The following is a 21,989-nucleotide window of genomic DNA, read 5'->3' on the forward strand; positions in this document are numbered from 1 at the left end:
CCTCGGGGACAGACGAAAAGTGGAAACCCGATTCTAGAGCGCTTTTGATTGCAGAATGGTGACATTCGTCGGTAAGCGCGCTAGGCGCGCGCCCGCTGCCGTTCGGCATACCAGCCTTCGAACTCTTCCGGCGGCAACGGTGGGCTGAACAGGAAGCCCTGGCATTGCTGGCAACCCAGCTTGCGCAGGATATCCCATTGCTCGGTGGTCTCCACGCCCTCGGCCAGGACGTCCAGATCCAGGCCCTGCCCCAGGGCCACGATGGCCGCGGCGATGGCCTGGCTGCTGTGGGTGCCGCTGTCGCTGCGCAATTCGTGCATGAAGCTCTGGTCGATCTTGAGCTTGTCGAGGGGGAAGCGGCGCAGATAGGCCAGGGAGGAATAGCCGGTGCCGAAGTCGTCCACGGCGATGCGTACGCCCAGCGTCTTGAGGGTAGCCAGGGACAGCAGCGCCTCCTCGACATTGTTCATCAGGGTGCCTTCGGTGATCTCCAGCTCCAGGTGCTCGGCCGGCAGGCGACTGCGCGCCAGGGCGCGGGAAATGGTGCTGGCCAGATCGCGCTTGGCGAATTGCCGGGGCGAGATGTTGATCGCCAGGGTCTCCAGTTCGAGTCCCTGGGCGAGCCAGCTGTGCATCTGCTGGCAGGCGGTCTCGATGATCCAGTCGCCCAGGGGCACGATGAGCCCGGTTTCCTCGGCCAGCGGAATGAACTCGGTGGGCGGGATGAGGCCCAGCTCCGGGTCCTGCCAACGCACCAGGGCTTCCACGCCAATGGTCTGGGCGGTGTTGACGCTCATCAGCGGTTGGTAGTGCAGAACGAAGTCACCGCGCTTGAGCGCGGTGCGCAGCCGCGATTCCAGATTCAACCGCCGCCGCGACTGCTCGGTGAGGGCCTGGGTATAGAAGCGGAAGGTGTCGCGGCCCTGGTCCTTGGCCTGGTGCATGGCCGTGTCGGCATTGCGGATGAGGTCATCGGCGGTCCCGCCATCGTCGGGAAAGAGGCTGATGCCGATGCTGGCATTGAGATAGATGTCGTGCTCGCCGAGGTGGAAGGGCTGCTCCAGCTTGCCGAGCATGGCCTGGGCGATCTGGGCGGCGAATTCGGGCCGGTCTATCCGCTCGATGATGACCAGATACTCATCGCCACCGATGCGCGCCAGGGTGATGTCCTCGCTGAGCAGGGCGCGCAGGCGGGCGGCGAATTCCACCAGCAGTTCGTCACCCAGGGCATGGCCATGGCTTTCGTTGACCGTGCGGAAATGATCGAAGTCGAGGATCAGTACGGCGACCAGGTATTCCTGGGGTTCGGCCAGGGCCAGGGCGTGTTCTAGATGGGTGCGCGCCAGCAGGCGGTTGGGCAGGTCGGTCAGGGGATCGTGGTGCGCCAGATGACTCAGGCGCGCCTCGCTCTCTCGCAGGCGGGTGGTATCGCTGACGGTAACCGTGTACTGCCGGGTCTCCCGGGGGTAGAGGGTGTCGATGGCGGTCCAGGCCGGAAAGGTACTGCCGTCGAGTCGTGGCCAGAGCAGCTCGCCTTCCCAGCGGCCCTCGCGGCGCACCGTGCGCCAGAGTTCGCGGTAGAAGCGCTGGTCCTGGCGCCCACCGCCGGGAAGTCCCAGGCGCTGGCCGAGCAGGGTGCCTTCCTGGGCGCCCAGCAGCCGGGCGAAGGCCGGGTTCACCGCCAGGATCCAGCGGCGCTCGTCGAGCAGCAACAGGCCGTCGCGACTGTTCTGGAACATCGCCGCGGCCTGGCGCAGGCTCTCTTCCTGCTGTTTGCGCAGGGTGATGTCCTGGGCGGTGCTGATGAAGTATTGCGGCACGCCCTGATCGTCGCGGATCAGGCGCGTGGTGACGTTGGTCCATACCGGCTGGCCATTGCGATGCAGATAGCGTTTTTCCAGGGTGTAGCGGTCCTGGCCGGTGTCCACCAGCTGCTTGCGCAGCGCGGCGCCCAGCGCGCGCTCGTCCGGATGGGTCACCGACGCGGTGTCCTTCTGCAGCAACTCCGGTTGCGAGTAGCCGAGCATCTGGCAGAAGTGGTGATTGACGCTCAACCAGCGACCTTCCAGGTCACTGAGCATGATGCCGGTGTAGGCCTGTTCGAAGATGCCGCGATAGCGCGCCTCGCTGGCACGTTGCGCCTGGACGACACGCTGCTGCCGGATGGCCAGCACCGCCAGACGGGTGAATTCGGTGATCAGCGCCTGGGTTTCCGCTTCGGGCAGCCGCGCCTCACCGTAGTAGATGCCCAGGGCGCCCACGGCACGTTGCTGCTCGTCCTGCAGCGGCAGGGCCCAGGCGCCGCGAATGCCCGCCGCCTGGGCCGCCGGCAACAGCGGCTGCCAGGCCGGGTCCAGTGCGACATCGATGGTGAACACCGGCGCATTGCCCGTGACGGCGCTGCAGCAGCCCTGGTCGTGACGGCTGCGAGGCATGCTTTCCAGCGCCGCCTGGAAGGCCGGTGGCAGGCTGGGCGCCGCGGCGATCCGCAGATGCTCGCCCTGGTCGTCCAGCAACAGGGCGACGCGCATTTCCGGATAGATCTGCTCCAGCCGCAGGGCGATGCCCTGCTGGATCTCCGCCAGCGGCAGGCCGGTGAGCAGGTCGTCGAGAACGTCGCTACGGGCCTGTTGCAGCAGTTGTGCCTGGTAGTCGTGATGGATATCGGTCAGGGTGCCCTGGATCTCGCCATCGAGGCCGGCGCGCAGCTCCATCTGCATCCAGCGATGACTCTCCACCGACAGCCGCAACCGCACCACGCCATTCCAATGCAGGCGCTGGCCCGCCGCGAAATCCGCCACCAGCTGGCGCAGGCGGGCGCCGTCCTGGGGATGGAAGGCCTGATCCAGGGGATGGTTGAGTTGCTGGGCGGCGGGCTGGCCGGTGAGGCCTTCCCAGGCGGGGTTGAGAAATTGCCAGCGACCGCGGTGATCGCTGGCGAAGATCACCAGCGGCAGGTGCTGGACCAGTTCGCGATAGCGCCGCTGGCTGTCGTGCAGGGCCTGTTCGGCTAGCTTGTGGCTGGTGATGTCGACCAGGGCACCGCGGGTGATGCCGGCTTCGTCGAAATCGCTCTGCCAATTGAGCCAGCGCCAACTGCCTTCGCCATCGTCGAAATGCGCCGAGAAATTTAGCGGGCCCTGCATGTGCTGCAGGCGTTCCAGCATGCTGTGCACATGGTCGCGGTCATCGGCACGGGCGCAGGCGGCAATGGTGGCGAAATCCAGCGGATCGCTGCCCTTGGGCTGGCGCAGCATCACCAGGGTGCGTTCGGAACACAGCAGGCGGCCATCGTCCAGCAACTGCCAGTCACCGGTATTGGTCAGCCGCTGGACGAAATCCTGGGTGGCGCGCTGGCTCTGCAGCTCTTCAATGAAGCCTTCGCGATTGCGGGCTTCGCGCCGCAGCAAGCCATAGAGCACCAGCGATAGCAGGCTCATGAAGGCCAGGCCCTTCAGGGTGTGCCACAGATGGACACTGTCCTGATCGCTGAGCAGCAGATACAACAGCCCATCGGTGCCGATCACCCAGAGGGCGCTCAGCAACAGATAAATCAGGGCAATGCGCGCAGGGGAGAGAGGCCGCATCCCGGATCCTCGAGGCCCGATCGTAGGTGTCGGGTTCAATTCAGCATTGACCGGATAAAGGTGTGGCAGTTCTGGTTTGGCCACCTCGACGTCCGCCTTTCGATGTCCACCCTCGTCCCAGAGCGCACGGGAGGTTCCTGCCCCAGACATCGGTGCCAGAGTCGTCTGACCTCGTGCAATTTACCAGACCTTTTTACGCATTACTTGCATTTTGCCCGCCTGTTATTTTTGGAGGATTGACTTAAGTCATTGATTTTCAACGTCTTTAATCGGCTTTGGAATTCGGCGCAGCCGTTGCGCTCTACATAGGAGTCGCTGCTGCCAGGACCTGGGCGCAGTACAACCAAGGAAAACAGGAGTCATCTCATGAAAAAGACTTTCGGTACTTTTGCCCTCGCTGCCGTTACCGCTTCCGTACTGAGCCTGCCGCTGGCCGGCGGTGCCTTTGCTGCCACCAGCCAGAACATGACCCTGGCCGCCAACAACACCATGGACAAGACCGAAGAAGCCGCGTCCGACACCTGGATCACCAGCAAGGTCAAAGCTTCCTTCCTGGCCGACGAACACATCAAGGGCACCTCGATCAAGGTCGAGACCAACAAGGGCGTCGTGTCCCTGTCCGGCACCGTGGCGACCGAAGCCCAGCGCGACCTGGCGATCAAGGAAGCCAAGGCCATCAAGGGCGTCAAGGCCGTATCTGCTGATGCGCTGAAAGCCGCTCAGTAAGAACGCCTGGTAACACCCGGCACGATGGCAGCGCCGCTGCCATCACCCTTGCCCTTCACCCCGGAGAACTGCCATGACCAGCACGACCGAAACCCTCAACGATCTGATCGAGATCGCCCGTGACGGCAAGAATTTCTACGAGCATGCCCTCACCGAAGTGAAGAACCCCGAATTGAAGGCCCTGTTCACCGAGATCGCCCAGAGCAAGGCCGAGATCATCAGCGCTCTGAGCAGCCAGGTATCGGCCGCTGGTGAAAAGCCCGCCGAGCAAGGCACCTTTGCCGGCAGCTTCCGCAAGTACTACACCGACGTCAAAACCTCCTTTGCCAGCAAGGAAAAGGAAGAAGTTACCTACGTCAGCGAACTGGAAGAGCAGGAAGACCGCCTGCTGCACGCACTGGAGCGCGCCGTCAACGAACACGCCACGCCGGATGCCCAGGCCAACCTGCGCAGCCAGCTGGAAAAGGCCCGTGCGACCCACGATCGCATGCGTGACCTGAAGCACCGCATGCAAGCCGCCCACTAAGGTTGCCTGCAGAAAAAAGCCCCGCCTAGGCGGGGCTTTTCTTTGGGCTACAGCTAGCCCTGCGGGGCGCGATTGAGCCGGGCATCGATCAGGCTGTCGACCACCGAAGGATCGGCCAGGGTCGAGGTATCCCCCAGGCTGTCCAGCTCGTCGCAGGCGATCTTGCGCAGGATGCGTCTCATGATCTTGCCGGAGCGGGTCTTGGGCAGGGCGGGTGCCCATTGCAGGAATTCCGGCTTGGCGAAGCTGCCGATCTCCTCGGCCACCTGTTGGCGCAGGCGGGCCTTGAGCTCGTCGCTTGGGGTCACCCCGCCCTTGGTGGTGACGAAGGCATAGACCGCCTGGCCCTTGACCTCGTGCGGGCAACCCACTACGGCGGCTTCGGCCACGTCCGCATGTTCGGTGAGCACGCTTTCCACTTCGGCGGTACCGATGCGGTGGCCGGAGACGTTGAGCACGTCATCCACCCGCCCGGTGATCCAGTAGTAGCCGTCTTCGTCCCGGCGGGCGCCGTCGCCGGTGAAGTAGTAACCCGGATAGGCACTAAAGTAGGTGTCGATCAGTCGCTGGTGGTCGCCATAGACGGTGCGGATCTGGCTCGGCCAGCTGGCCTTGATGGCCAGCACTCCGCTGCCGGGGCCGTCGATTTCCTTGCCCTGCTCGTCCAGCAGCACCGGCTGGACGCCAAAGAAGGGCAGGGTGGCCGAGCCCGGCTTCAACGCCAGGGCGCCGGGGGGCGGGGCGATGAGGATGCTGCCGGTCTCGGTCTGCCACCAGGTGTCGACGATGGGGCAGCGACCCTCGCCCACTACCCGGTGATACCACTCCCAGGCCTCGGGATTGATCGGCTCGCCTACGCTGCCGAGCAATTGCAGGCTCTGCCGCGAGGTGCGCTGTACCGGCTCGTCGCCTTCACGCATCAGGGCGCGCAAGGCGGTGGGAGCGGTATAGAAGATATTGACCTGATGCTTGTCCACCACCTGCCACAGGCGACTGGCGTCGGGATAGCTGGGCACGCCTTCGAACATCAGGGTGGTGGCGCCATTGGCCAGGGGGCCATAGACGATGTAGCTGTGGCCGGTGACCCAGCCGACGTCGGCGGTGCACCAGAAGACCTGTCCCTCGTGGTAGTCGAACAGGTACTTGAAGCTCAGGGTGGCGCCTAGCAGATAGCCACCGGTGGTGTGCAGCACGCCCTTGGGCTTGCCGGTGGAGCCCGAGGTGTAGAGGATGAACAGCGGGTCCTCGGCATCCATGGGCTCTGCCGGGCAGTCGGCCGCGGCCGCGGCCACGGCCTGGGCATAAGGCAGATCACGGCCCTCCTGGCGCGCCACGGCGGCGCCGGTCCGCTCGACCAAGACCACGGTGTGGACATCCGGGCATTTGGCCAGGGCCTTGTCGACATTGGCCTTGAGCGGCACGCGCTTGCCACCACGTACGCCCTCGTCGGCGGTGATCACCACTCGGCAGTCGGAATCGAGGATACGGTCGCGCAACGCCTCGGGCGAGAACCCGCCGAACACCACCGAATGCACCGCGCCGATGCGGGCGCAGGCCAGCATCGCATAGGCGGCCTCGGGAATCATCGGCAGATAGAGACAGACGCGGTCGCCCTTCCTGACCCCGCGCCCCTTGAGCACATTGGCCAGGCGACAGACGTGCTCGTGCAACTGGCGATAGCTGATGGCCTGGCTGTCGGCGGGATCGTCGCCTTCCCAGAGGATGGCGGTCTGCTCGGCTCGGCCACCGAGGTGGCGATCGATGCAGTTGTAGGCGACGTTGAGCTGGCCGCCGCTGAACCAGCGGGTCTGGCCCTGGCGCATGTCGCCGCTATGGACTTCGTCCCAGGTGCGCGACCAGTCGAGTAAAGCGCTGGCCTGTTCGCTCCAAAAGCGTTCCGGCTGTTCCACCGAGCGCTGGTAGAGCTCGCGATAACGGGCTTCGTCGAGGTGGGTGCGGGCACTCAGACTCTCGGGCACGGGATAGCGGTGGCTCATGGCCGGCTCCTTCTTGGTGTTGTTGTGCTCCTAGTTTAGGCCGCGGATGGCCTGTCGGGGTTCAGCGAGGCGATAAAACGAAAAAGCGCCGCAGAGCGGCGCCTTTCGGAGCGGACCGAGATCGATCAGCCGCGGTGACGACCGCGGAAGTAATCGATCAGGCCCTGAGTCGAACCATCGTCGGCCTTGCCTTCGCTGCGGCCGATGATGTGCTGATAGACGTCCTTGCCCAGCTCCTTGCCCAGCTCGACGCCCCACTGGTCGAAGCAGTTGATGCCCCAGATGACGCTCTGCACGAATACCTTGTGCTCGTACAGGGCCACCAGCGCACCCAGGCGTCGGGGCGAGATGCGTTCCAGCACCAGGGTGTTGCTCGGACGGTTGCCCGGGATCACCTTGTGCGGCGCCAGCTTGGCGATCTCGGCCTCGCCCAGGCCCTTCTCGCGCAGCTCGGCCTCGGCTTCCTCGCGGGTCTTGCCCAGCATCAGCGCCTGGCTCTGCGACAGGCAGTTGGCATAGAGCCATTGCTGGTGATCGGCCACCGGATTGTGGCTCACCACCGGCACGATGAAGTCACCGGGGATCAGCTGGGTGCCCTGGTGCAGGAGCTGGTGGTAGGCATGCTGACCGTTGCAGCCGACGCCGCCCCAGATCACCGGACCGGTTTCCATGCTCACCGGCGAGCCGTCCTGACGCACGCTCTTGCCGTTGGACTCCATGTCCAGCTGCTGCAGGTGCTTCACGAAGTTACGCAGGTGGTGGTCGTAGGGCAGGATGGCGTGACTGGTCGCGCCCCAGAAGTTGCCGTACCAGACCCCGAGCAGGCCCAGCAGCACCGGCATGTTCTCTTCGAAGGGGGCGCTGGTGAAATGCTGGTCCATGGCATAGGCACCGGCCAGCAGGTCCTTGAAGTTGGACATGCCGATGGCCAGGGCGATGGGCAGGCCGATGGCCGACCACAGCGAGTAGCGTCCGCCGACCCAATCCCACATGGGGAAGATGTTCTCTTCGGCGATGCCGAATTCCACCGCCATCTTGACGTTGCTGGAGACGGCGATGAAGTGCTTGTGCAGCTCCGGCTCCGGGCAGCCCTGGGCCAGGCACCAGGCGCGGGCGGCCTGGGCGTTCTTCAGGGTCTCCAGGGTGCCGAAGGACTTGGAGGAGACGATGAACAGGGTGGTGTCGGCGGCGAGCTTGGAAGTCACCTCGCGGAATTCGCTGCCGTCGATGTTGGCCAGGTAGTGGCAACGCACGCCGCGCTGGGTGAAGGGCACCAGCGCCTCGGACACCAGCTGCGGACCGAGGAAGGAACCACCGATGCCGATGTTGACCACATCGGTGATCGGCTTCTCGGTGTAGCCGCGCCAGAGGCCGTTGTGGATGCGGGTGACCAGCGCGGTCATCTGGTTCAGGACCCGGTGCACCTCGGGCATGATGTCCTGGCCATCGATCTGCACACTGTCGCCCACCGGGCGGCGCAGCGCGGTATGCAGGGCGGGACGGTGCTCGGACGAGTTGACGTAGGCACCGTCGAACAGGGTGCGGATGGCGCCTTCCAGACCCGCTTCGCGAGCCAGGTTCACCAGCAGCTCACGGGTCTGCTCGGTGATGAGGTTCTTGGAGTAGTCGAGGAACAGACCACTGCTGCTCAGGGAGAACTGCGAGAAGCGCTGCGGATCGGCGGCGAAGGCGTCGCGCATGCGGAAATTCTGCATGGCCTTGCGGTGTTCCTGCAGGGCTTTCCAGGAGGCGAGCTGGGTCACGTCGAGGGGGTGTTGATAGTACTCCATGGCTAGGCTTTTCCTTGGTGGCTCTTGTTTGCTGTTGTGCCCCACAAGCCGCTGGCTTGCAAGGGAAAGTCGGCGACCGCGCGACGCCTGACGTGGCGTCGCGCTTCGAGCATGAAAAAGCCCGGTATGTTCCGGGCTTCCAGGATTCAGGCGGGTTTGGGTGAGCTAACCTTCGGTTGCATCACACTCCGGGCCTGCGGCGAAAGCTCAGGTTGTCGATCAGGCGGGTCTGGCCCAGATAGGCCGCCACCAGCAGCACCAGCGCGGTGGTGGCCGGCCCGGCCGGTTGCAGGCTCAACTGCTCGCGTAGTTCCAGGTAGTCGACTCTAAGCCCCTGAGCTTGCAATTCGGCGACACCGGACGCCAGGGTCGGCTCGACCGCTGCGCCGGCGGCTAGCTGATCGGCCAGCCGCTTGAGCAGGCTGTACAGGCAGGGCGCGCTGGCGCGCTGGCCGTCATCGAGATAGCCATTGCGCGAGGACAGCGCCAGGCCGTCGGTGGCCCGCACCGTGGGTTGGGCGACGATCTCGATGGGCATGTCCAGGTCCTGGACCAGCTTGCGGATCACCGCCAGCTGCTGATAGTCCTTTTCGCCAAACACCGCCACGTCCGGTTGCGCCATGTGGAACAGCTTGGTGACCACCGTGGCCACGCCTTCGAAATGGCCGGGCCGACGGGCACCGCAAAGACCTTCGGACACCTCGGGGACGTTCACCCGGGTCAGGCCGTCCATACCCTTGGGATACATCTCGGCCACCGCCGGTGCGAACAGCAGATCGCAGTGGGCCTCGTTCAGCTGGCGGCTGTCTTCCGCCAGGGTGCGCGGATAGGTCGCCAGATCCTCGCTGGGGCCGAATTGCAGCGGATTGACGAAGATGCTCGTCACCACGAAGTCGGCGTGGCGGCGCGCGGTCTCCACCAGGGCGATATGACCGGCGTGCAGATTGCCCATGGTGGGCACCAGGCCGATGCGCAGGCCCTGGCGGCGCGCGGCGGCAACGGCGGCGCGTAGTTCGCGGACGCTATGGACCGTCTTCATGCGGAAAATCCGTGTTCGGGAGCGGGAAAGCTGCCGTCCTTGACGGCGGCGACGTAGGCCGCCAGGGCAGCCTGGATGCTGTCCTGGCCGGCCATGAAATTGCGCACGAATTTCGGCGTGCGCCCGCGCAGGGCCAGGCCGAGCATGTCGTGCAGCACCAGCACCTGGCCATCGGTGGCGGCACCGGCGCCGATGCCGATCACCGGCACCCGGGCGGCGCGGGTGATTTCCTCGGCCAGCGCCGAGGGCACGCATTCCAGCAGCAGCATGGCCGCGCCGGCTTCCTCCAGCTCGCGCGCCGCGTCACGCAGCTGCTGCGCCCGGACTGGATCGCGCCCCTGCACCTTGAAGCCGCCGAAGACATTGACCGACTGCGGCGTCAGGCCCAGGTGGGCGCAGACCGGTACGCCATTGGCGGCCAGCCGACGAATCGGTTCGGCCAACCAGGCGTCGCCCTCGAGCTTGACCATCTGCGCGCCCGCCTGCATCAGGCGGCCGGCGCTGGTCAGGGTCTGCTCCAGGGTGGCGTAGGTCATGAACGACAGGTCGGCGACGATGAAGGCACCGGCCTGGCCGCGTTTGACGCAGGCGGTGTGGTAGACCATGTCGTCGAGCGTCACCGGCAGGGTGCTGTCGTGACCCTGCAGCACCATGCCGAGGGAATCGCCGATGAGCAGCATCTCGACGCCGGCCTGACTGGCGGCCTGGGCGAAGGTGGCATCGTAGGCGGTCAGCATGGCGATCTTTTCGCCACGCTGCTTGAGCCCCTGAAGGGTCGTGAGGCTGATATCAGGCATGCAAGAGGTCCTCGTGGGACGGCGCTATGGTTATTGTCTGGGCGCCGCGGGCGCGGGTTGGCCGCGCGCAAACGGCTGCTATAGTCCCGGCGCATCCGGCACAAGTCAATGTTCGGTGTTACGGCTGTGTTACCGCGCAGGTGACGACGGTACCAGTCGTTCCAGGCCCTCGAAAGGACAGGCGGACAGCAGGTCCGGCAGCCGGCGGCCATCGGGCAGGTGCAGCTCGGGGGCCAGGTCGGCCAGGGGGTAGAGCACGAAGGCGCGCGCCTGCAGGTGGTAGTGCGGCACCTGCAGGCGCGGCTCGTCGATCAGCCGCTCACCGAACAGCAGGATATCGATGTCCAGGGTGCGCGGACCCCAGCGCTCGTCCTTGCGCACGCGCCCCTGCTGCTGCTCGATGGCCTGGGTGGCATCAAGCAGCGCCAGGGGGGCGAGGGCGGTGTCCAACGCGGCGACGGCATTGACGTAGCGGGGCTGGTCGGGCGGCCCTAGGGGATCGCTGGCATAGAAGGCGGAGACCGCCACCAGCTGGCTGTCAGGCAGCTGGGCCAGGGCATCCAGGGCGGCGTCCAGCTGCCGCCGCGGCTCAGCCAGGTTGCTGCCCAGGCCGAGATAGACCCTTTCCATCATTCGTCGCCGGACGTGGGCGCATCCGAGGTGCGCCGCTTGCGATTGCTGCCGCCACGGCGCCGCCGCTTGGCCGGCGCGCCGTCTTCCCGGCTGAGGTTCTTGATCATCTCGCGTCGCTGGCTGTCACCGACTTCCTGGTAGCGCGTCCACCACTCGCCCAGGCCACCGGTTTCCTCGCCGGCGCTCTCGCGCAGCAGCAGGAAGTCGTAGCCGGCGCGGAAGCGCGGATTTTCCAGCAGTTGATCGGCGCGCTTGCCCTGACGGCGCGGCAGGCGCTCCTGCATGTCCCAGATCTCGCGCATGGGCATGGTGAAACGCTTGGGGACGGCGGTGCGCTGGCACTGCTGCTGGGTCAGGTCGTGGGCGGCTTCCTGCATGGCCGGAATGGGCGGCAGGCCGCGATCCTGGTGATAGCGGACGCGCTCGGGCAAAGCCGGCCAGAGCAGGGCGGCGAACAGGAAGGCCGGGGTGACCGGCTTGCCTTCGCGGATACGGGTGTCGGTGTTGGCCAGAGCCTGGCGGATCAGGCTGCCGGCGTACTCCGGGTCGCGCTCCAGAGCCTCGCCACTGGCCGGGAACAAGGGGGCGAACAGGCCGTACTGGCAGAGCAACTCGAAGGTGCGCTCCGCCTTGCCGCCCAGGAGCAGCTTGATGATCTCGTCGTACAGCCGCGGCGCGGGTATGTCGCGCAGCAACGGCGCCAGGCGGCTGATGGGTTCGGCGGTGGCGGTCTCGATCTCGAAATCCAGCTTGGCGGCGAAACGCACGGCGCGCAGCATCCGCACCGGATCTTCCAGGTAGCGCTGCTCCGGATCGCCGATCAGACGGATCTGCCGCAGGCGGATGTCCTGGGTGCCATTGGCGTAGTCGAGAATGCGTTCGCCGCTGGCATCGTAGTAGAGCGCGTTGATGGTGAAGTCGCGCCGCTGAGCATCCTGTTCCTGGTTGCCATAGATGTTGTCGCGCAGGATCCGGCCGCTTTCATGGCGCGAGCCCTGGGCTTCGTCTTCGGCATCCCCGGTGGGGTGATTGGCGCGGAAGGTCGCCACCTCGATGATCTCACGGCCGAAATGCACATGGACCAGCTTGAAGCGCCGGCCGATGACCCGCGCATTGCGGAATTCGGCCCGCACCTGCTCGGGCGTGGCACTGGTGGCGACATCGAAGTCCTTGGGCTCGAAACCCAGCAACAGGTCCCGGACGCAACCACCCACCAAGTAGGCCTGATAACCCGCCTTTTCCAGCCGGTCGACCACGCTCAAGGCGTAACGACTGATCCGCTCTCGTTCCAGAGCATGCTGACTGCGGGGCAGTTCGATGGGCAAGGCAGGCGCGGGCGGAGTACGCCGCAGGGGCGAGCGCAGAGTCTGGATCAGCTTCTTCAGCATGCGAGTTTCTGTTCGGAGAGACGGCTATACGCAATCTGGCCCATAGCAGGAACCGTTGCGCAATAGATAAGGAGGGGATCTTGAACGAGGGAGGGGAGGCTGTCAAAGGCACTGGGGGAGCCGAAGCTCCCCCCCAAAGTGGTACGTGCTTTGTTTTTATTGTCTATCCAGACCTCTTGTTTTTCTTGTGTGGTCTGTCCCGTGCGGATACCGGCCGCCGGAAAGGCTCTGAAGTCTAGAGCCAAGAGCAAACGGATTACTTTGGAAGCTGATGCCGTCAGGATCATTCCTGCTCTGCCTGGTACGGGTGCTGCCTCGGGGCAGTTTTGTTGTTCTCTGGCCTGACATCGCGCGGACCATCCCGCTAGACGACTCTTCTCCAAAATGATCAGTTAGCTACGCCTCCGCCTGCTTGTTCTTGTTGTGCTGGAGTCGCTACGTCTTGTTTTTATTATGGAGGGGGTACGTTGTTATTGTTCTTGTACGAGAATATAAAGCAGATGCCGTGCCAGTTTTGAAAAATGCATTTAAATCAGTGACTTGCGAAAAATGTAGCCTGTTTGCTTGGAGGCTACAGGCAAATTTTCGTTACCTCTGAACCCGCCGCCTGTTACGGCGGTAACACATTGCAAAGGATGAGGAGGCGGAGGGAGAGGGTGTTACCGCGGGACGTATCGGCTGTCACGTCCCGGCGCGGATCAGCTGGCGTCGCTGCTGGCACTGGCCTTGCGGCGCGGGATGCCCAGGCGCTGACGACGTTCCCACAGGCACTTGCGGCTGACGCCCAGCTTGCGGGCCAGCTCGGTCTCGGTCATGTGGTCCTGGTGTTCGAGCACGAAGTGCTGGAAGTAGTCCTCCAGCGACAGGTCCTCGGTGGGCTCGTGGGCGCCATTGCCGTTACCCAGGCCCGTGCTGGGCAGCGGATCCAGGTAGCTGTCGGCCAGCTCCAGCTCGCCGAGCTCGACGTCGATGCCCAGCTGATCGGCATTGATCTCCTGGCCTTCGCTGAGGATCACCGAGCGCTCGATGGCGTTCTCCAGCTCACGCACGTTGCCCGGCCAGCTGTAATGGCGGATGGCCGCCTCGGCTTCGGCGCCGAACTTGAGCCCCGGGCGACTCATGCGCGCCGATTGCCGCGCGAGGAACACCCGGGCGATCTCCATGACGTCGCCGCCGCGCTCGCGCAGGGCGGGCAGGCGCAGGGAGATGACGTTGAGGCGATAGAAGAGGTCTTCGCGGAACTGGCCGATCTTGGCCAGGCCCTTGAGATCCCGGTGGGTCGCGGCGATCAGGCGCACATCGACCTTTTGCGACTGCACCGAACCGACCCGGCGGATCTCGCCTTCCTGCAGCACGCGCAAGAGACGTGCCTGGGCTTCCAGCGGCAATTCACCGATCTCGTCGAGAAACAGGGTGCCGCCGTCGGCAGCCTCCACCAGGCCGGTGCGGCTGGCGCTGGCGCCGGTGAAGGCGCCCTTCTCGTGGCCGAAGAGTTCGGATTCGATCAGGGTTTCGGGAATGGCCGCGCAGTTGACCGAGATCAGCGGCGCCTTGGCCCGGCGCGACAGGTTGTGCAGCGCGCGCGCCACCAGTTCCTTGCCGGTGCCCGATTCGCCCTGGATGAGCACGGTGGAGTCGGTGGGGGCGACCTTGCGGATCTTGCCGAAGAGGTCCTGCATCGGCGCGCAGTTGCCGATGATGCCGATCTCGCCGGTGGCTGGCGGCAGTGTGACGCTTTCCTCGGCGGCTACCGGCGGGCGCTGCTCGCGCTCCACCAGGATGCGCGCCACGGCCTGCAGCATCTCGTCGTGATCGAAGGGCTTGGCGATGTAGTCCACCGCGCCCTGCTTCATGGAATCGACCGCCGATCTCAGGCTGGCGTAGCTGGTCATGATCAGCACCGGCTTGCCCTTGGCGAGATCGATCATCTCGGTGCCGGGGGCGCCGGGCAGGCGCAGATCGCTGATGACGAGATCGAAGCTGGGGACGTCGTAGAGATCCTGGGCTTCCTGGACGGAGCCGGCTTCGCTGACGCGGAACTGGTTGCGCTCGAGCAGGCGGCGCAGCGCCGAACGGATGATCTTCTCGTCTTCGACAATCAGGATATGGGCCATCAAGTGCGCTCTCTTACGGGAAGGCAAGACGACCCACGCCAGGCAGCGTGTCTTGTCGCGGTCGTCTGGACTTCCGAATGCTTTAGCAGATCCATCCAGCAGGCGGATGGGTCCGTCACGGCGCCTCCGGCAACCCGAGATAGCGCGGCAGCAGTACCCGAATGCGGGTGCCCTGGCCGGTCACGGGGTCGGTAGGACTATCGATCATTATCTGACCATAATGCTCTTCTACGATGGAATAGACCAGCGCCAAGCCAAGCCCCGTCCCCTTTCCCGGATCCTTGGTGGTGAAGAAGGGTTCGAACAGGCGACTGACGATGGCCTTGGGGATGCCGCTGCCCTCGTCCTCGACGCTCAGGGTCACCGTCTGGCCATGGGCCTCGCTGCGCACCCGGATCGGCGCGCCGGCCGGAGAGGCATCCCGGGCGTTGGATAGCAGGTTGATCATGACCTGCACCAGGCGCTGGGGATCGCCTTGCACATAGTGCTCGGGGTCGCAGAGGTTGAAGAAGTCGACGTCCACGCTCTGGCGGTTGAGCGAGAGCAGGGCGATGGCTTCCTGGGCCGCCTCGGCTACACACACCGGTTCATGGGCCTGCTGGCGGCCACCGGCATGGGCGAAGCTCATCAGCGACTGGACGATGCGGGTGATGCGGCGGGTCTGCTCGATGATCTGGCTGCTGATCTCGTCGATCTCTTCGTCCGCTTCGCGTTCCTCGCGCAGATTCTGCGCCAGGCAGGCGATGCCGGTGACCGGGTTGCCGATCTCGTGGGCCACGCCGGCGGCCAGGCGGCCGATGGAGGCCAGGCGCTCGGAGTGGATCAGGCGGTCTTCCAGCAACTGGGTCTCGCTGATGTCTTCCACCACCAGCACGGTGCCGTTGCTGCCCACCGCCAGGGGTTCGTCGATGGTCGCCTTGTGCAGGTTGAGCCAGCGCTGCTCGTGTTCCTGGGGCAGTCGCTGTTTGTAGAGGTGCTGCTGCGCCGGCTCGGCGAGAAAGCGTTCGAACAGGTTCTGCCAGGGATCGGGCAGGGCGCTCAGGCGCGAGCCCACCACCCGGGCGCCGTCGATGCCGGTGAGGTCTTCCATGGCGCGGTTCCACATGAGAATTTCGCGGTCCCGGGCCAGGGAGCAGACGCCCATGGGCAGTTCCTGCAGGGTCTGGCGGTGATAGCGGCGCAGGGCGTCCAGCTCGGCGGCGAGACCGGTCAGGCGCGACTGGTAGTCTTCCAGGCGGTTCTCGATGAAGTGGATGTCTTCGGTGGCATAGGCCTCGCTTTCCGCCTTGAACGGCAGAAAGGTCTCGACGATGTCCTGGGCGACCCGCGGGCCCATCAGGCCGGACAGGTTGGCCTCGATGCGATCGCGCAGGCGGCGCAGGGCATAGGGGCGGCGCTCGTCGTAGGGCAGCAGCAGATCGGCCAGGGCGCGCTCGACTTCCTTCTGCGCGGTCTTGGCACCGAGCGGCTTGGCCAGCTGGGCGGCGAAGTCCTGGGGCGAGCCGGCCGCCAGTTCGCGGCGTTGCGGGCGGCGGACGTTGTCCACCGCGCAGGCCTCGGCGGCGCTCTTCTCTTCTTCGCTGGCTTCGGTGAACAGCGAGACCAGGGCGAACACCAGCACGTTGACGGTCAGCGAGGCCACGGCGGCGAGGTGCCAGTTGCTGGCGCTGATGCGATAGCTGAAGACGCCGATGTGCAGCGGATTGATGTCGGCCACCAGCGGCATGAGCATGCTCAGGAACCACAGGCCCAGGCCGCACAGCAGGCCGGCGATGAAGCCCTTGCGATTGGCCGTCTGCCAGTAGAGTACCGAGAGCGCGCCGGGCAGGAACTGCACGGTGGCGACAAAGGAGACGATGCCCAGGCTGGAGAGGTCGCCATGGCCCTGCAGCAGACGATAAAAGCCATAGCTGCCAAGGATGATGGCGGCGATCAGCATGCGCCGGGTCATGCGCAGCCAGCGATAGATGTTGCCGTCGGTGGGTGGCTGGTAGAGCGGCAGCACGATGTGGTTGAGCAGCATGCCCGACAGCGCCATGGTCACCACGATGATCAGGCCGCTGGCCGCCGACAGCCCGCCGACGAAGGCCACCAGCGCCAGCAGCGGATTGTCCAGCGCCAGACCCACGCCGAGGGTGAAGTACTCCGGCGGCGTCGGCGAACCCAGCGCCAGGCCACCCCAGAGAATCGGCGGCACCGCCAGGCTGATCAGCAGCAGGAACAGCGGCAGCCCCCAGCTGGCGCTGACCAGCGCCTGGGGACTGAGATTTTCGGTGAAGGCCATGTGGTACATGTGCGGGGTGACGATGGCCGCGGCGAAGAACACCAGCAGCAGGATCCGCCAGGGGCCTTCCTGCAGCGGGGTGTGCAGGGTGGAGAGGGCGCTCTGGTTCTGCTGCAGCCAGGTCTCCAGGCCGTTGGGCCCACCGAACACGGTATAGAGGGTGACGCCACCGACGATGCCCAGGGCCAGGAGCTTGACCAGGGATTCGAAGGCGATGGCCACCACCAGGCCTTCGTGGCGCTCCTTGGAGTTGATCTGGCGTGCGCCGAAGAGCATGGCGAACAGGGTGATCAGCAGGCAGAAGCCCAGCGCCGGGGCGTCCTGGGCGCGGGCCTGCACCAGGATGCCGGTGCTGGTGGCCACCGCCTGGATCTGCAGCGCCAGGAGCGGCAGCACGGCGATCAGCATACCCAGGCTGGTCAGGGCGCCGGCCCAGGTGCTGCGGAAGCGGAAGGCGAAGAGATCGGCCAGGGACGCCAACTGATAGGCGCGGGTCAGCCGCAGGATGGGATAGAGCAATACCGGCGCCAGCAGAAAGGCGCCGCACAGCCCCAGGTAGTAGGCGAGAAAGCCGTAGCCGTAGTCGTAGGCCAGGCCCACGGTGCCGTAGAAGGCCCAGGCGCTGGCATAGACGCCCAGCGACAGGGTGTAGATCAGCGGATGGCGCACCAGCCGGCGCGGCACCCAGCCCTTCTCGGTCATCCAGGCGACACCGAAGAAGATCAGCAGGTAGCCGGCGCTGATCAGGACCAGTTGGGACAGACTAAAGCTCGTCGGCATCGCGCTGGCTCTGCAGGATGAAGGTCACCACGATGAGGATGAGCCACAGCAGGTAGGGGCGATACCAGGCGCCGCTGGGAGCGATCCACCAATCCATGATGGCGGGGGAGAACAGATAGATGCCTACCACGAGGAGCAGGACCAACCGGTAGATGTACATGCGCGGTTCCCGAACGGCGATGGCGACATGGTAAAGCAAAAGCGCTATACCCCGGAGCGCCACGGTTCTACCGTGAAGGCCTCTTTATCCACTGGAGATCGACGATGACCAGGCCTCGCCTCGCCGCCGTGCTGGAAACCGCGCTCTATGCCGCCGATCTGCCCAGCGCCCGGCGCTTCTACGAGGAGGTGCTGGGACTGGCCCCGATGTTCGCCGATGAACGCCTGGCCGCCTATGCGGTGGGCGCCAGCGTGCTGTTGCTGTTCCAGCGGGGCACTACCGAGCAACCGGTCCGGCTGCCGGGCGGCTGCATTCCGCCCCATGGCGCCCAGGGCTGTCAGCACCTGGCCCTGGCGATCGGAGCGGACGAACTGGAGCCCTGGATCGCGCACCTGGCGGCGGCTGGGGTAGCCATCGAAGCGCGCACCCAGTGGCCTCGTGGCGCGATCAGCCTGTACTTCCGCGATCCGGACGGACATCTACTGGAGCTGGCCACGCCTGGACTTTGGCCCAACTACTAGGCGGGCAGCTGGGCTTCGGCCAGGTGCGGAACCCGCGGAATCAGCGCGGCATCCCAGTGGGCGACGCCCCAGGCCAGCACCTTGGCCGGGGCTTCCTCGGCCAGCTCCGCACGGGTCGGCTGGCCCAGGGTGCGCAGGGCGCGTACCAGCAGGGCCCCGGCCTGCTCGGGCGGCAGCGGCGGCGAGCGGTAACTTTTGCCCAGCTTGTGGCCATCGGGCTGGATCAGCAGCGGGACGTGCAGATAGCGCGGTGCCGGATGGCCGAGCAATTCCTGCAGGTAGAGCTGGCGCGGCGTGGAGTCCAGCAGGTCGGCGCCGCGCACCACGTCGGTCATGCCCTGCAGGGCATCGTCCATCACCACGGCCAGCTGATAGGCGATCAGGCCGTCGCGGCGCTGGATGACGAAGTCGCCCACCGCGCGACCCAGGTGCTGGCGGAATTCGCCCTGGACGCGATCGACGAAGCGGTAGTCCAGCTCAGGCACACGGATGCGGATAGCGGCGTCCGTCGCCGGCAGGCCGCGATTGCGGCAATGCCCGGGGTAGAGGCCGCCACTGCCTTCGAGCTGCTTGCGCGAACAATCGCAGGCATAGGCCAGGCCGCTGGCCAGCCACTGCGCGATGACCGCCCGGTAGGCGTCCAGACGTTCGCTCTGGCGCAGCACCGGACCGTCCCATTCGAAGCCGTAGGCTTCCAGGGTGGTGAGAATCGCCGCCTGGGCACCCGGGACCTCGCGCGGCGGGTCCAGGTCTTCCATGCGTACCAGCCAGCGTCCGCTCGCGGCGCGGGCATCCAGGTAGGAGGCGAGGGCGGCGACCAGCGAACCGAAGTGCAGATAGCCGCTGGGCGTGGGGGCGAAACGACCGACATAGGGGCGCCTGGACATAGCTCATCCTGTGAATGCCGGAAAGAACAAAGGGCGCCGTAGCGCCCTCGTCGGTGAGGCAGCGGGACTCAGGTCCCGGTCTGCTTCTCGCGGATCTCGGCCAGCGTCTTGCAGTCGATGCACAGACTGGCGGTCGGGCGGGCTTCCAGGCGACGGATGCCGATTTCCACGCCGCAGGAGTCGCACCAGCCGTATTCGTTGTCTTCGATCAGCTGCAGCGTCTCGTCGATCTTCTTGATCAGCTTGCGCTCGCGGTCGCGGGCACGCAGTTCCAGGCTGAATTCCTCTTCCTGGGTGGCGCGATCGGCCGGGTCGGCGAAGTTGGCCGCTTCTTCCTTCATGTGGTGCACGGTGCGATCGACTTCTTCGCGCAGTTCCTGCTTCCACTTGTTCAGAATGCCGGTGAAGTGGGCGCGCATGCGCTCACTCATGTATTCCTCGCCCTTGCTGGGCTGGTAGGGTTCGTAGCCACGGGCCAGATGATTGTTCTGCTGATTTGCTTCGCTGGGCATGATTGACCCTCTCACTTTCGCTGATCCTGTCCACAGGCTGGATGCGTTTCCAGGCCTCTCCATGTTGGAACGCCTGGGGGCTGTGGCTGCCGATGGCGTCCCGCGCAATGCCGACGCCAGGCTGAATATGTTCTCGACTGGCCAGTCGCCCTGCGGATGCAAGCCGGCGAACTTACCAGAAGCTTCCAGGGGGCGCTACTACCGGCCTCCCGCTCCTTGCCGACGCGGCGGATGCCGGTCTGCGAAGCCTTGGTTAGAATCCCGCCTTCGCCACAAGTTCGGACCCCTTCCATGTCCAATTCCTACAGCGCGCGCAGCCAGGCCATCGAGCCCTTCCATGTGATGGCCTTGCTGGAGCGCGCCAACCAGCTCCAGGCCGCCGGACACGACGTCATCCACCTGGAGATCGGCGAGCCCGATTTCACCACGGCCGCCCCGGTGGTCGCCGCGGGCCAGGCGGCCCTGGCGGCCGGTCAGACCCGCTACACCGCGGCCCGCGGCCTGCCGGAATTGCGCCAGGCCATCGCCGCCTTCTATGGCGAGCGTTATGGCGTCGACCTGGATCCGGAGCGGGTGCTGATCACCCCTGGCGGCTCGGGCGCGCTGCTGCTGGCCAGCGCCCTGCTGGTCGATCCCGGACGTCACTGGCTGCTGGCCGATCCCGGCTATCCTTGCAATCGTCACTTCCTGCGCCTGGTGGAAGGCGCGGCCCAGCTGATTCCGGTCGGCGCCGACACCCGCTATCAGCTCACCCCCGAGCTGGTCGAGCGGCACTGGCAAGCCGACAGCGTCGGCGCCCTGGTGGCCTCGCCGGCCAATCCGACCGGCACCCTGCTCGATCGCGACGAACTCGCCGGGCTGTCGGCCGCGCTCAAGGCGCGTGGCGGCCATCTGGTGGTGGATGAGATCTACCACGGCCTGACCTACGGCCTGGACGCGCCCAGCGTGCTGGAAGTGGACGACGCAGCCTTCGTGCTCAACAGCTTCTCCAAGTACTTCGGCATGACCGGCTGGCGCCTCGGCTGGCTAGTGGCGCCGCGCGCCGCGGTGCCGGAGCTGGAAAAGCTGGCGCAGAATCTCTACATCAGCGCCTCCACCGTGGCCCAGCAAGCCGCCCTGGCCTGTTTCACCCCTGAAGCCATGGCCATCTTCGAAGCGCGTCGCGCCGAATTCGCCCGCCGCCGCGACTACCTGCTGCCGGCGTTGCGTGCCCTGGGCTTCAGGATCGCCGTCGAGCCCCAGGGCGCCTTCTATCTCTATGCCGACATCTCCGCCTTCGGCGGCGATGCCTATGCCTTCTGCCAGTTCCTGCTGGAGACCGAGCACGTGGCCATCACCCCGGGCCTGGACTTCGGTCGCCATCGCGCCGACACCCATGTGCGCTTCGCCTACACCCAATCGCTGCCGCGCCTGGAAGAGGCCGTTGCCCGCATCGCCCAGGGCCTGCAGCGCTGGAGTACCCGGTGAGATTCGAGCCGCCCCTGGAAGAGGGTCGCCTGCTGCGCCGCTACAAGCGCTTTCTCGCCGACATCGAGACCGCCAGCGGCGAGGTATTGACCCTGCATTGCCCCAATACCGGTTCCATGCTCCATTGCCAGCCGCCGGGCGCCCGCGTCTGGTTCAGTCGCGCCAGCGGCCCCAAGCGCAAGCTGCCCGGCACCTGGGAACTGGTCGAGACGGATCATGGGCGACTGGCCTGCATCAATACTGCCCGGGCCAATCGCCTGGTGGAGGAGGCCTTGCTGGCCGGCGGCATTCCCGAACTGGCCGGCTTCACCGCCCTGCGCCGGGAGGTAGCCTACGGTCTGGAAAACAGCCGCGCCGATTTCCGCCTGGAGTATCCCGCGGGGCCGCTGTACCTGGAGGTGAAGAGCGTCACCCTGGGCTTCGCCGATACCGCTATCGCCGCCTTTCCCGATGCGGTGACCACCCGCGGTACCCGCCATCTGCGTGAGCTGGCGGCACTGGCTGCGGCCGGCGAGCGGGCGGTGCTGCTCTATTGCGTGCTGCTCGACGGCATCGAGGCGGTACGCCCGGCGGCTGAAATCGATGCCGCCTATGCCCTGGCCCTGGGCGAGGCACGCCGGCAGGGCGTGCAGGTGCTGGCTTATGGAGCACGGCTTTCGCCCGCGGGTCTGCAACTGGACCGACCCCTGCGCCTGGCTGACCATTAGGTCAGCCAAAAGCTGATCGGTCGGACAGCTTCTGGCAGGCGCCTTGCTTGCACTTGTCGCCCATCGATCGCCGC

Annotated in this window: 17 protein-coding genes; 5 read left to right on the forward strand and 12 right to left on the reverse strand. The window is 65.8% G+C overall.

Annotated elements, in window-relative coordinates; all coding sequences use genetic code 11:
- Positions 1–80: 80 nt before the first annotated feature.
- Positions 81–3,587 carry an EAL domain-containing protein gene (locus C722_RS0110020; RefSeq protein WP_017640374.1) on the reverse strand — a complete coding sequence of 1,169 codons (3,507 nt, stop codon included), beginning with the start codon at positions 3,585–3,587 and terminating at the stop codon, positions 81–83.
- A gap of 366 nt (positions 3,588–3,953) precedes the next feature.
- Here C722_RS0110020 and C722_RS0110025 point away from each other — a divergent pair, with 366 nt between their 5' ends.
- Positions 3,954–4,313, forward strand: coding sequence for a BON domain-containing protein (locus C722_RS0110025; protein WP_017640375.1), 360 nt, complete (start codon positions 3,954–3,956; stop codon positions 4,311–4,313).
- Positions 4,314–4,386: 73 nt separating this feature from the next.
- Positions 4,387–4,839: a PA2169 family four-helix-bundle protein gene (locus tag C722_RS0110030; protein WP_007159716.1), complete on the forward strand. Its 453-nt coding sequence runs from the start codon at positions 4,387–4,389 to the stop codon at positions 4,837–4,839.
- A 53-nt stretch (positions 4,840–4,892) separates the two neighbouring features.
- Here the strand turns inward: C722_RS0110030 and acs are convergent, their stop codons facing one another.
- The 9 genes from acs to C722_RS26020 all read right to left on the reverse strand — a co-directional run bounded on the left by acs (position 4,893) and on the right by C722_RS26020 (position 17,821).
- Positions 4,893–6,836, reverse strand: coding sequence for an acetate--CoA ligase (gene acs, locus C722_RS0110035; protein WP_017640376.1), 1,944 nt, complete (start codon positions 6,834–6,836; stop codon positions 4,893–4,895).
- A 125-nt stretch (positions 6,837–6,961) separates the two neighbouring features.
- The gene (gene pgi, locus C722_RS0110040) at positions 6,962–8,626 is read right to left on the reverse strand and encodes a glucose-6-phosphate isomerase (protein ID WP_017640377.1); all 1,665 of its coding nucleotides are present in this window, start codon (positions 8,624–8,626) and stop codon (positions 6,962–6,964) included.
- 181 nt (positions 8,627–8,807) lie between these two features.
- Positions 8,808–9,665 (reverse strand): pantoate--beta-alanine ligase, encoded by an 858-nt coding sequence (gene panC / locus C722_RS0110045; protein ID WP_017640378.1) that lies wholly within the window; start codon positions 9,663–9,665, stop codon positions 8,808–8,810.
- Positions 9,662–10,462 carry a 3-methyl-2-oxobutanoate hydroxymethyltransferase gene (panB, locus tag C722_RS0110050; RefSeq protein WP_017640379.1) on the reverse strand — a complete coding sequence of 267 codons (801 nt, stop codon included), beginning with the start codon at positions 10,460–10,462 and terminating at the stop codon, positions 9,662–9,664. The genes panC and panB overlap by 4 nt, the downstream gene beginning before the upstream one ends.
- Positions 10,463–10,591: 129 nt before the next feature.
- The gene (gene folK / locus C722_RS0110055; RefSeq protein ID WP_037063604.1) at positions 10,592–11,095 is read right to left on the reverse strand and encodes a 2-amino-4-hydroxy-6-hydroxymethyldihydropteridine diphosphokinase; all 504 of its coding nucleotides are present in this window, start codon (positions 11,093–11,095) and stop codon (positions 10,592–10,594) included.
- Positions 11,092–12,483 carry a polynucleotide adenylyltransferase PcnB gene (locus tag C722_RS0110060; RefSeq protein WP_017640381.1) on the reverse strand — a complete coding sequence of 464 codons (1,392 nt, stop codon included), beginning with the start codon at positions 12,481–12,483 and terminating at the stop codon, positions 11,092–11,094. The genes folK and C722_RS0110060 overlap by 4 nt, the downstream gene beginning before the upstream one ends.
- 698 nt (positions 12,484–13,181) lie before the next feature.
- The gene (locus C722_RS0110065) at positions 13,182–14,597 is read right to left on the reverse strand and encodes a sigma-54 dependent transcriptional regulator (protein ID WP_017640382.1); all 1,416 of its coding nucleotides are present in this window, start codon (positions 14,595–14,597) and stop codon (positions 13,182–13,184) included.
- A gap of 115 nt (positions 14,598–14,712) precedes the next feature.
- Positions 14,713–17,661, reverse strand: coding sequence for a sensor histidine kinase (locus C722_RS0110070; protein ID WP_017640383.1), 2,949 nt, complete (start codon positions 17,659–17,661; stop codon positions 14,713–14,715).
- Positions 17,645–17,821, reverse strand: coding sequence for a hypothetical protein (locus C722_RS26020; protein WP_007159707.1), 177 nt, complete (start codon positions 17,819–17,821; stop codon positions 17,645–17,647). The genes C722_RS0110070 and C722_RS26020 overlap by 17 nt, the downstream gene beginning before the upstream one ends.
- A 104-nt stretch (positions 17,822–17,925) precedes the next feature.
- Between C722_RS26020 and C722_RS0110080 the strand changes: the two genes are divergently transcribed.
- On the forward strand, positions 17,926–18,342 hold the full coding sequence (locus C722_RS0110080; protein WP_017640384.1) for a VOC family protein: 417 nt from the start codon (positions 17,926–17,928) through the stop codon (positions 18,340–18,342).
- Here the strand turns inward: C722_RS0110080 and gluQRS are convergent.
- Together gluQRS and dksA are read right to left on the reverse strand one after the other, a co-directional pair.
- Positions 18,339–19,229 (reverse strand): tRNA glutamyl-Q(34) synthetase GluQRS, encoded by an 891-nt coding sequence (gluQRS, locus tag C722_RS0110085; RefSeq protein WP_017640385.1) that lies wholly within the window; start codon positions 19,227–19,229, stop codon positions 18,339–18,341. The genes C722_RS0110080 and gluQRS overlap by 4 nt on opposite strands.
- 68 nt (positions 19,230–19,297) lie before the next feature.
- Positions 19,298–19,741 (reverse strand): RNA polymerase-binding protein DksA, encoded by a 444-nt coding sequence (gene dksA, locus C722_RS0110090; RefSeq protein ID WP_017640386.1) that lies wholly within the window; start codon positions 19,739–19,741, stop codon positions 19,298–19,300.
- A 291-nt stretch (positions 19,742–20,032) separates the two neighbouring features.
- Between dksA and C722_RS0110095 the strand changes: the two genes are divergently transcribed.
- The gene (locus C722_RS0110095) at positions 20,033–21,208 is read left to right on the forward strand and encodes a pyridoxal phosphate-dependent aminotransferase (protein ID WP_017640387.1); all 1,176 of its coding nucleotides are present in this window, start codon (positions 20,033–20,035) and stop codon (positions 21,206–21,208) included.
- A complete protein-coding gene (gene sfsA, locus C722_RS0110100) occupies positions 21,205–21,915 on the forward strand; it encodes a DNA/RNA nuclease SfsA (RefSeq protein WP_017640388.1) in 711 nt (236 codons plus the stop codon). The genes C722_RS0110095 and sfsA overlap by 4 nt, the downstream gene beginning before the upstream one ends.
- The last annotated feature ends 74 nt before the right edge of the window (positions 21,916–21,989 follow it).

The sequence above is a fragment of the Pseudomonas sp. 313 genome, assembly GCF_000316965.1.
GTDB lineage: Bacteria > Pseudomonadota > Gammaproteobacteria > Pseudomonadales > Pseudomonadaceae > Chryseomonas > Chryseomonas benzopyrenica.

What these genes read in the sequence shown, in the direction of transcription:
- C722_RS0110070 (WP_017640383.1), bottom strand. Translation starts at nt 17,661, where the DNA reads ATGCCGACGAGCTTTAGTCTGTCCCAACTGGTCCTGATCAGCGCCGGC.
- pgi (WP_017640377.1), bottom strand. Translation starts at nt 8,626, where the DNA reads ATGGAGTACTATCAACACCCCCTCGACGTGACCCAGCTCGCCTCCTGG.
- C722_RS26020 (WP_007159707.1), bottom strand. Translation starts at nt 17,821, where the DNA reads ATGTACATCTACCGGTTGGTCCTGCTCCTCGTGGTAGGCATCTATCTG.
- panB (WP_017640379.1), bottom strand. Translation starts at nt 10,462, where the DNA reads ATGCCTGATATCAGCCTCACGACCCTTCAGGGGCTCAAGCAGCGTGGC.
- C722_RS0110065 (WP_017640382.1), bottom strand. Translation starts at nt 14,597, where the DNA reads ATGGCCCATATCCTGATTGTCGAAGACGAGAAGATCATCCGTTCGGCG.
- C722_RS0110030 (WP_007159716.1), top strand. Translation starts at nt 4,387, where the DNA reads ATGACCAGCACGACCGAAACCCTCAACGATCTGATCGAGATCGCCCGT.
- acs (WP_017640376.1), bottom strand. Translation starts at nt 6,836, where the DNA reads ATGAGCCACCGCTATCCCGTGCCCGAGAGTCTGAGTGCCCGCACCCAC.
- dksA (WP_017640386.1), bottom strand. Translation starts at nt 19,741, where the DNA reads ATGCCCAGCGAAGCAAATCAGCAGAACAATCATCTGGCCCGTGGCTAC.
- panC (WP_017640378.1), bottom strand. Translation starts at nt 9,665, where the DNA reads ATGAAGACGGTCCATAGCGTCCGCGAACTACGCGCCGCCGTTGCCGCC.
- C722_RS0110095 (WP_017640387.1), top strand. Translation starts at nt 20,033, where the DNA reads ATGTCCAATTCCTACAGCGCGCGCAGCCAGGCCATCGAGCCCTTCCAT.
- folK (WP_037063604.1), bottom strand. Translation starts at nt 11,095, where the DNA reads ATGATGGAAAGGGTCTATCTCGGCCTGGGCAGCAACCTGGCTGAGCCG.
- C722_RS0110025 (WP_017640375.1), top strand. Translation starts at nt 3,954, where the DNA reads ATGAAAAAGACTTTCGGTACTTTTGCCCTCGCTGCCGTTACCGCTTCC.
- gluQRS (WP_017640385.1), bottom strand. Translation starts at nt 19,229, where the DNA reads ATGTCCAGGCGCCCCTATGTCGGTCGTTTCGCCCCCACGCCCAGCGGC.
- C722_RS0110080 (WP_017640384.1), top strand. Translation starts at nt 17,926, where the DNA reads ATGACCAGGCCTCGCCTCGCCGCCGTGCTGGAAACCGCGCTCTATGCC.
- C722_RS0110060 (WP_017640381.1), bottom strand. Translation starts at nt 12,483, where the DNA reads ATGCTGAAGAAGCTGATCCAGACTCTGCGCTCGCCCCTGCGGCGTACT.
- C722_RS0110020 (WP_017640374.1), bottom strand. Translation starts at nt 3,587, where the DNA reads ATGCGGCCTCTCTCCCCTGCGCGCATTGCCCTGATTTATCTGTTGCTG.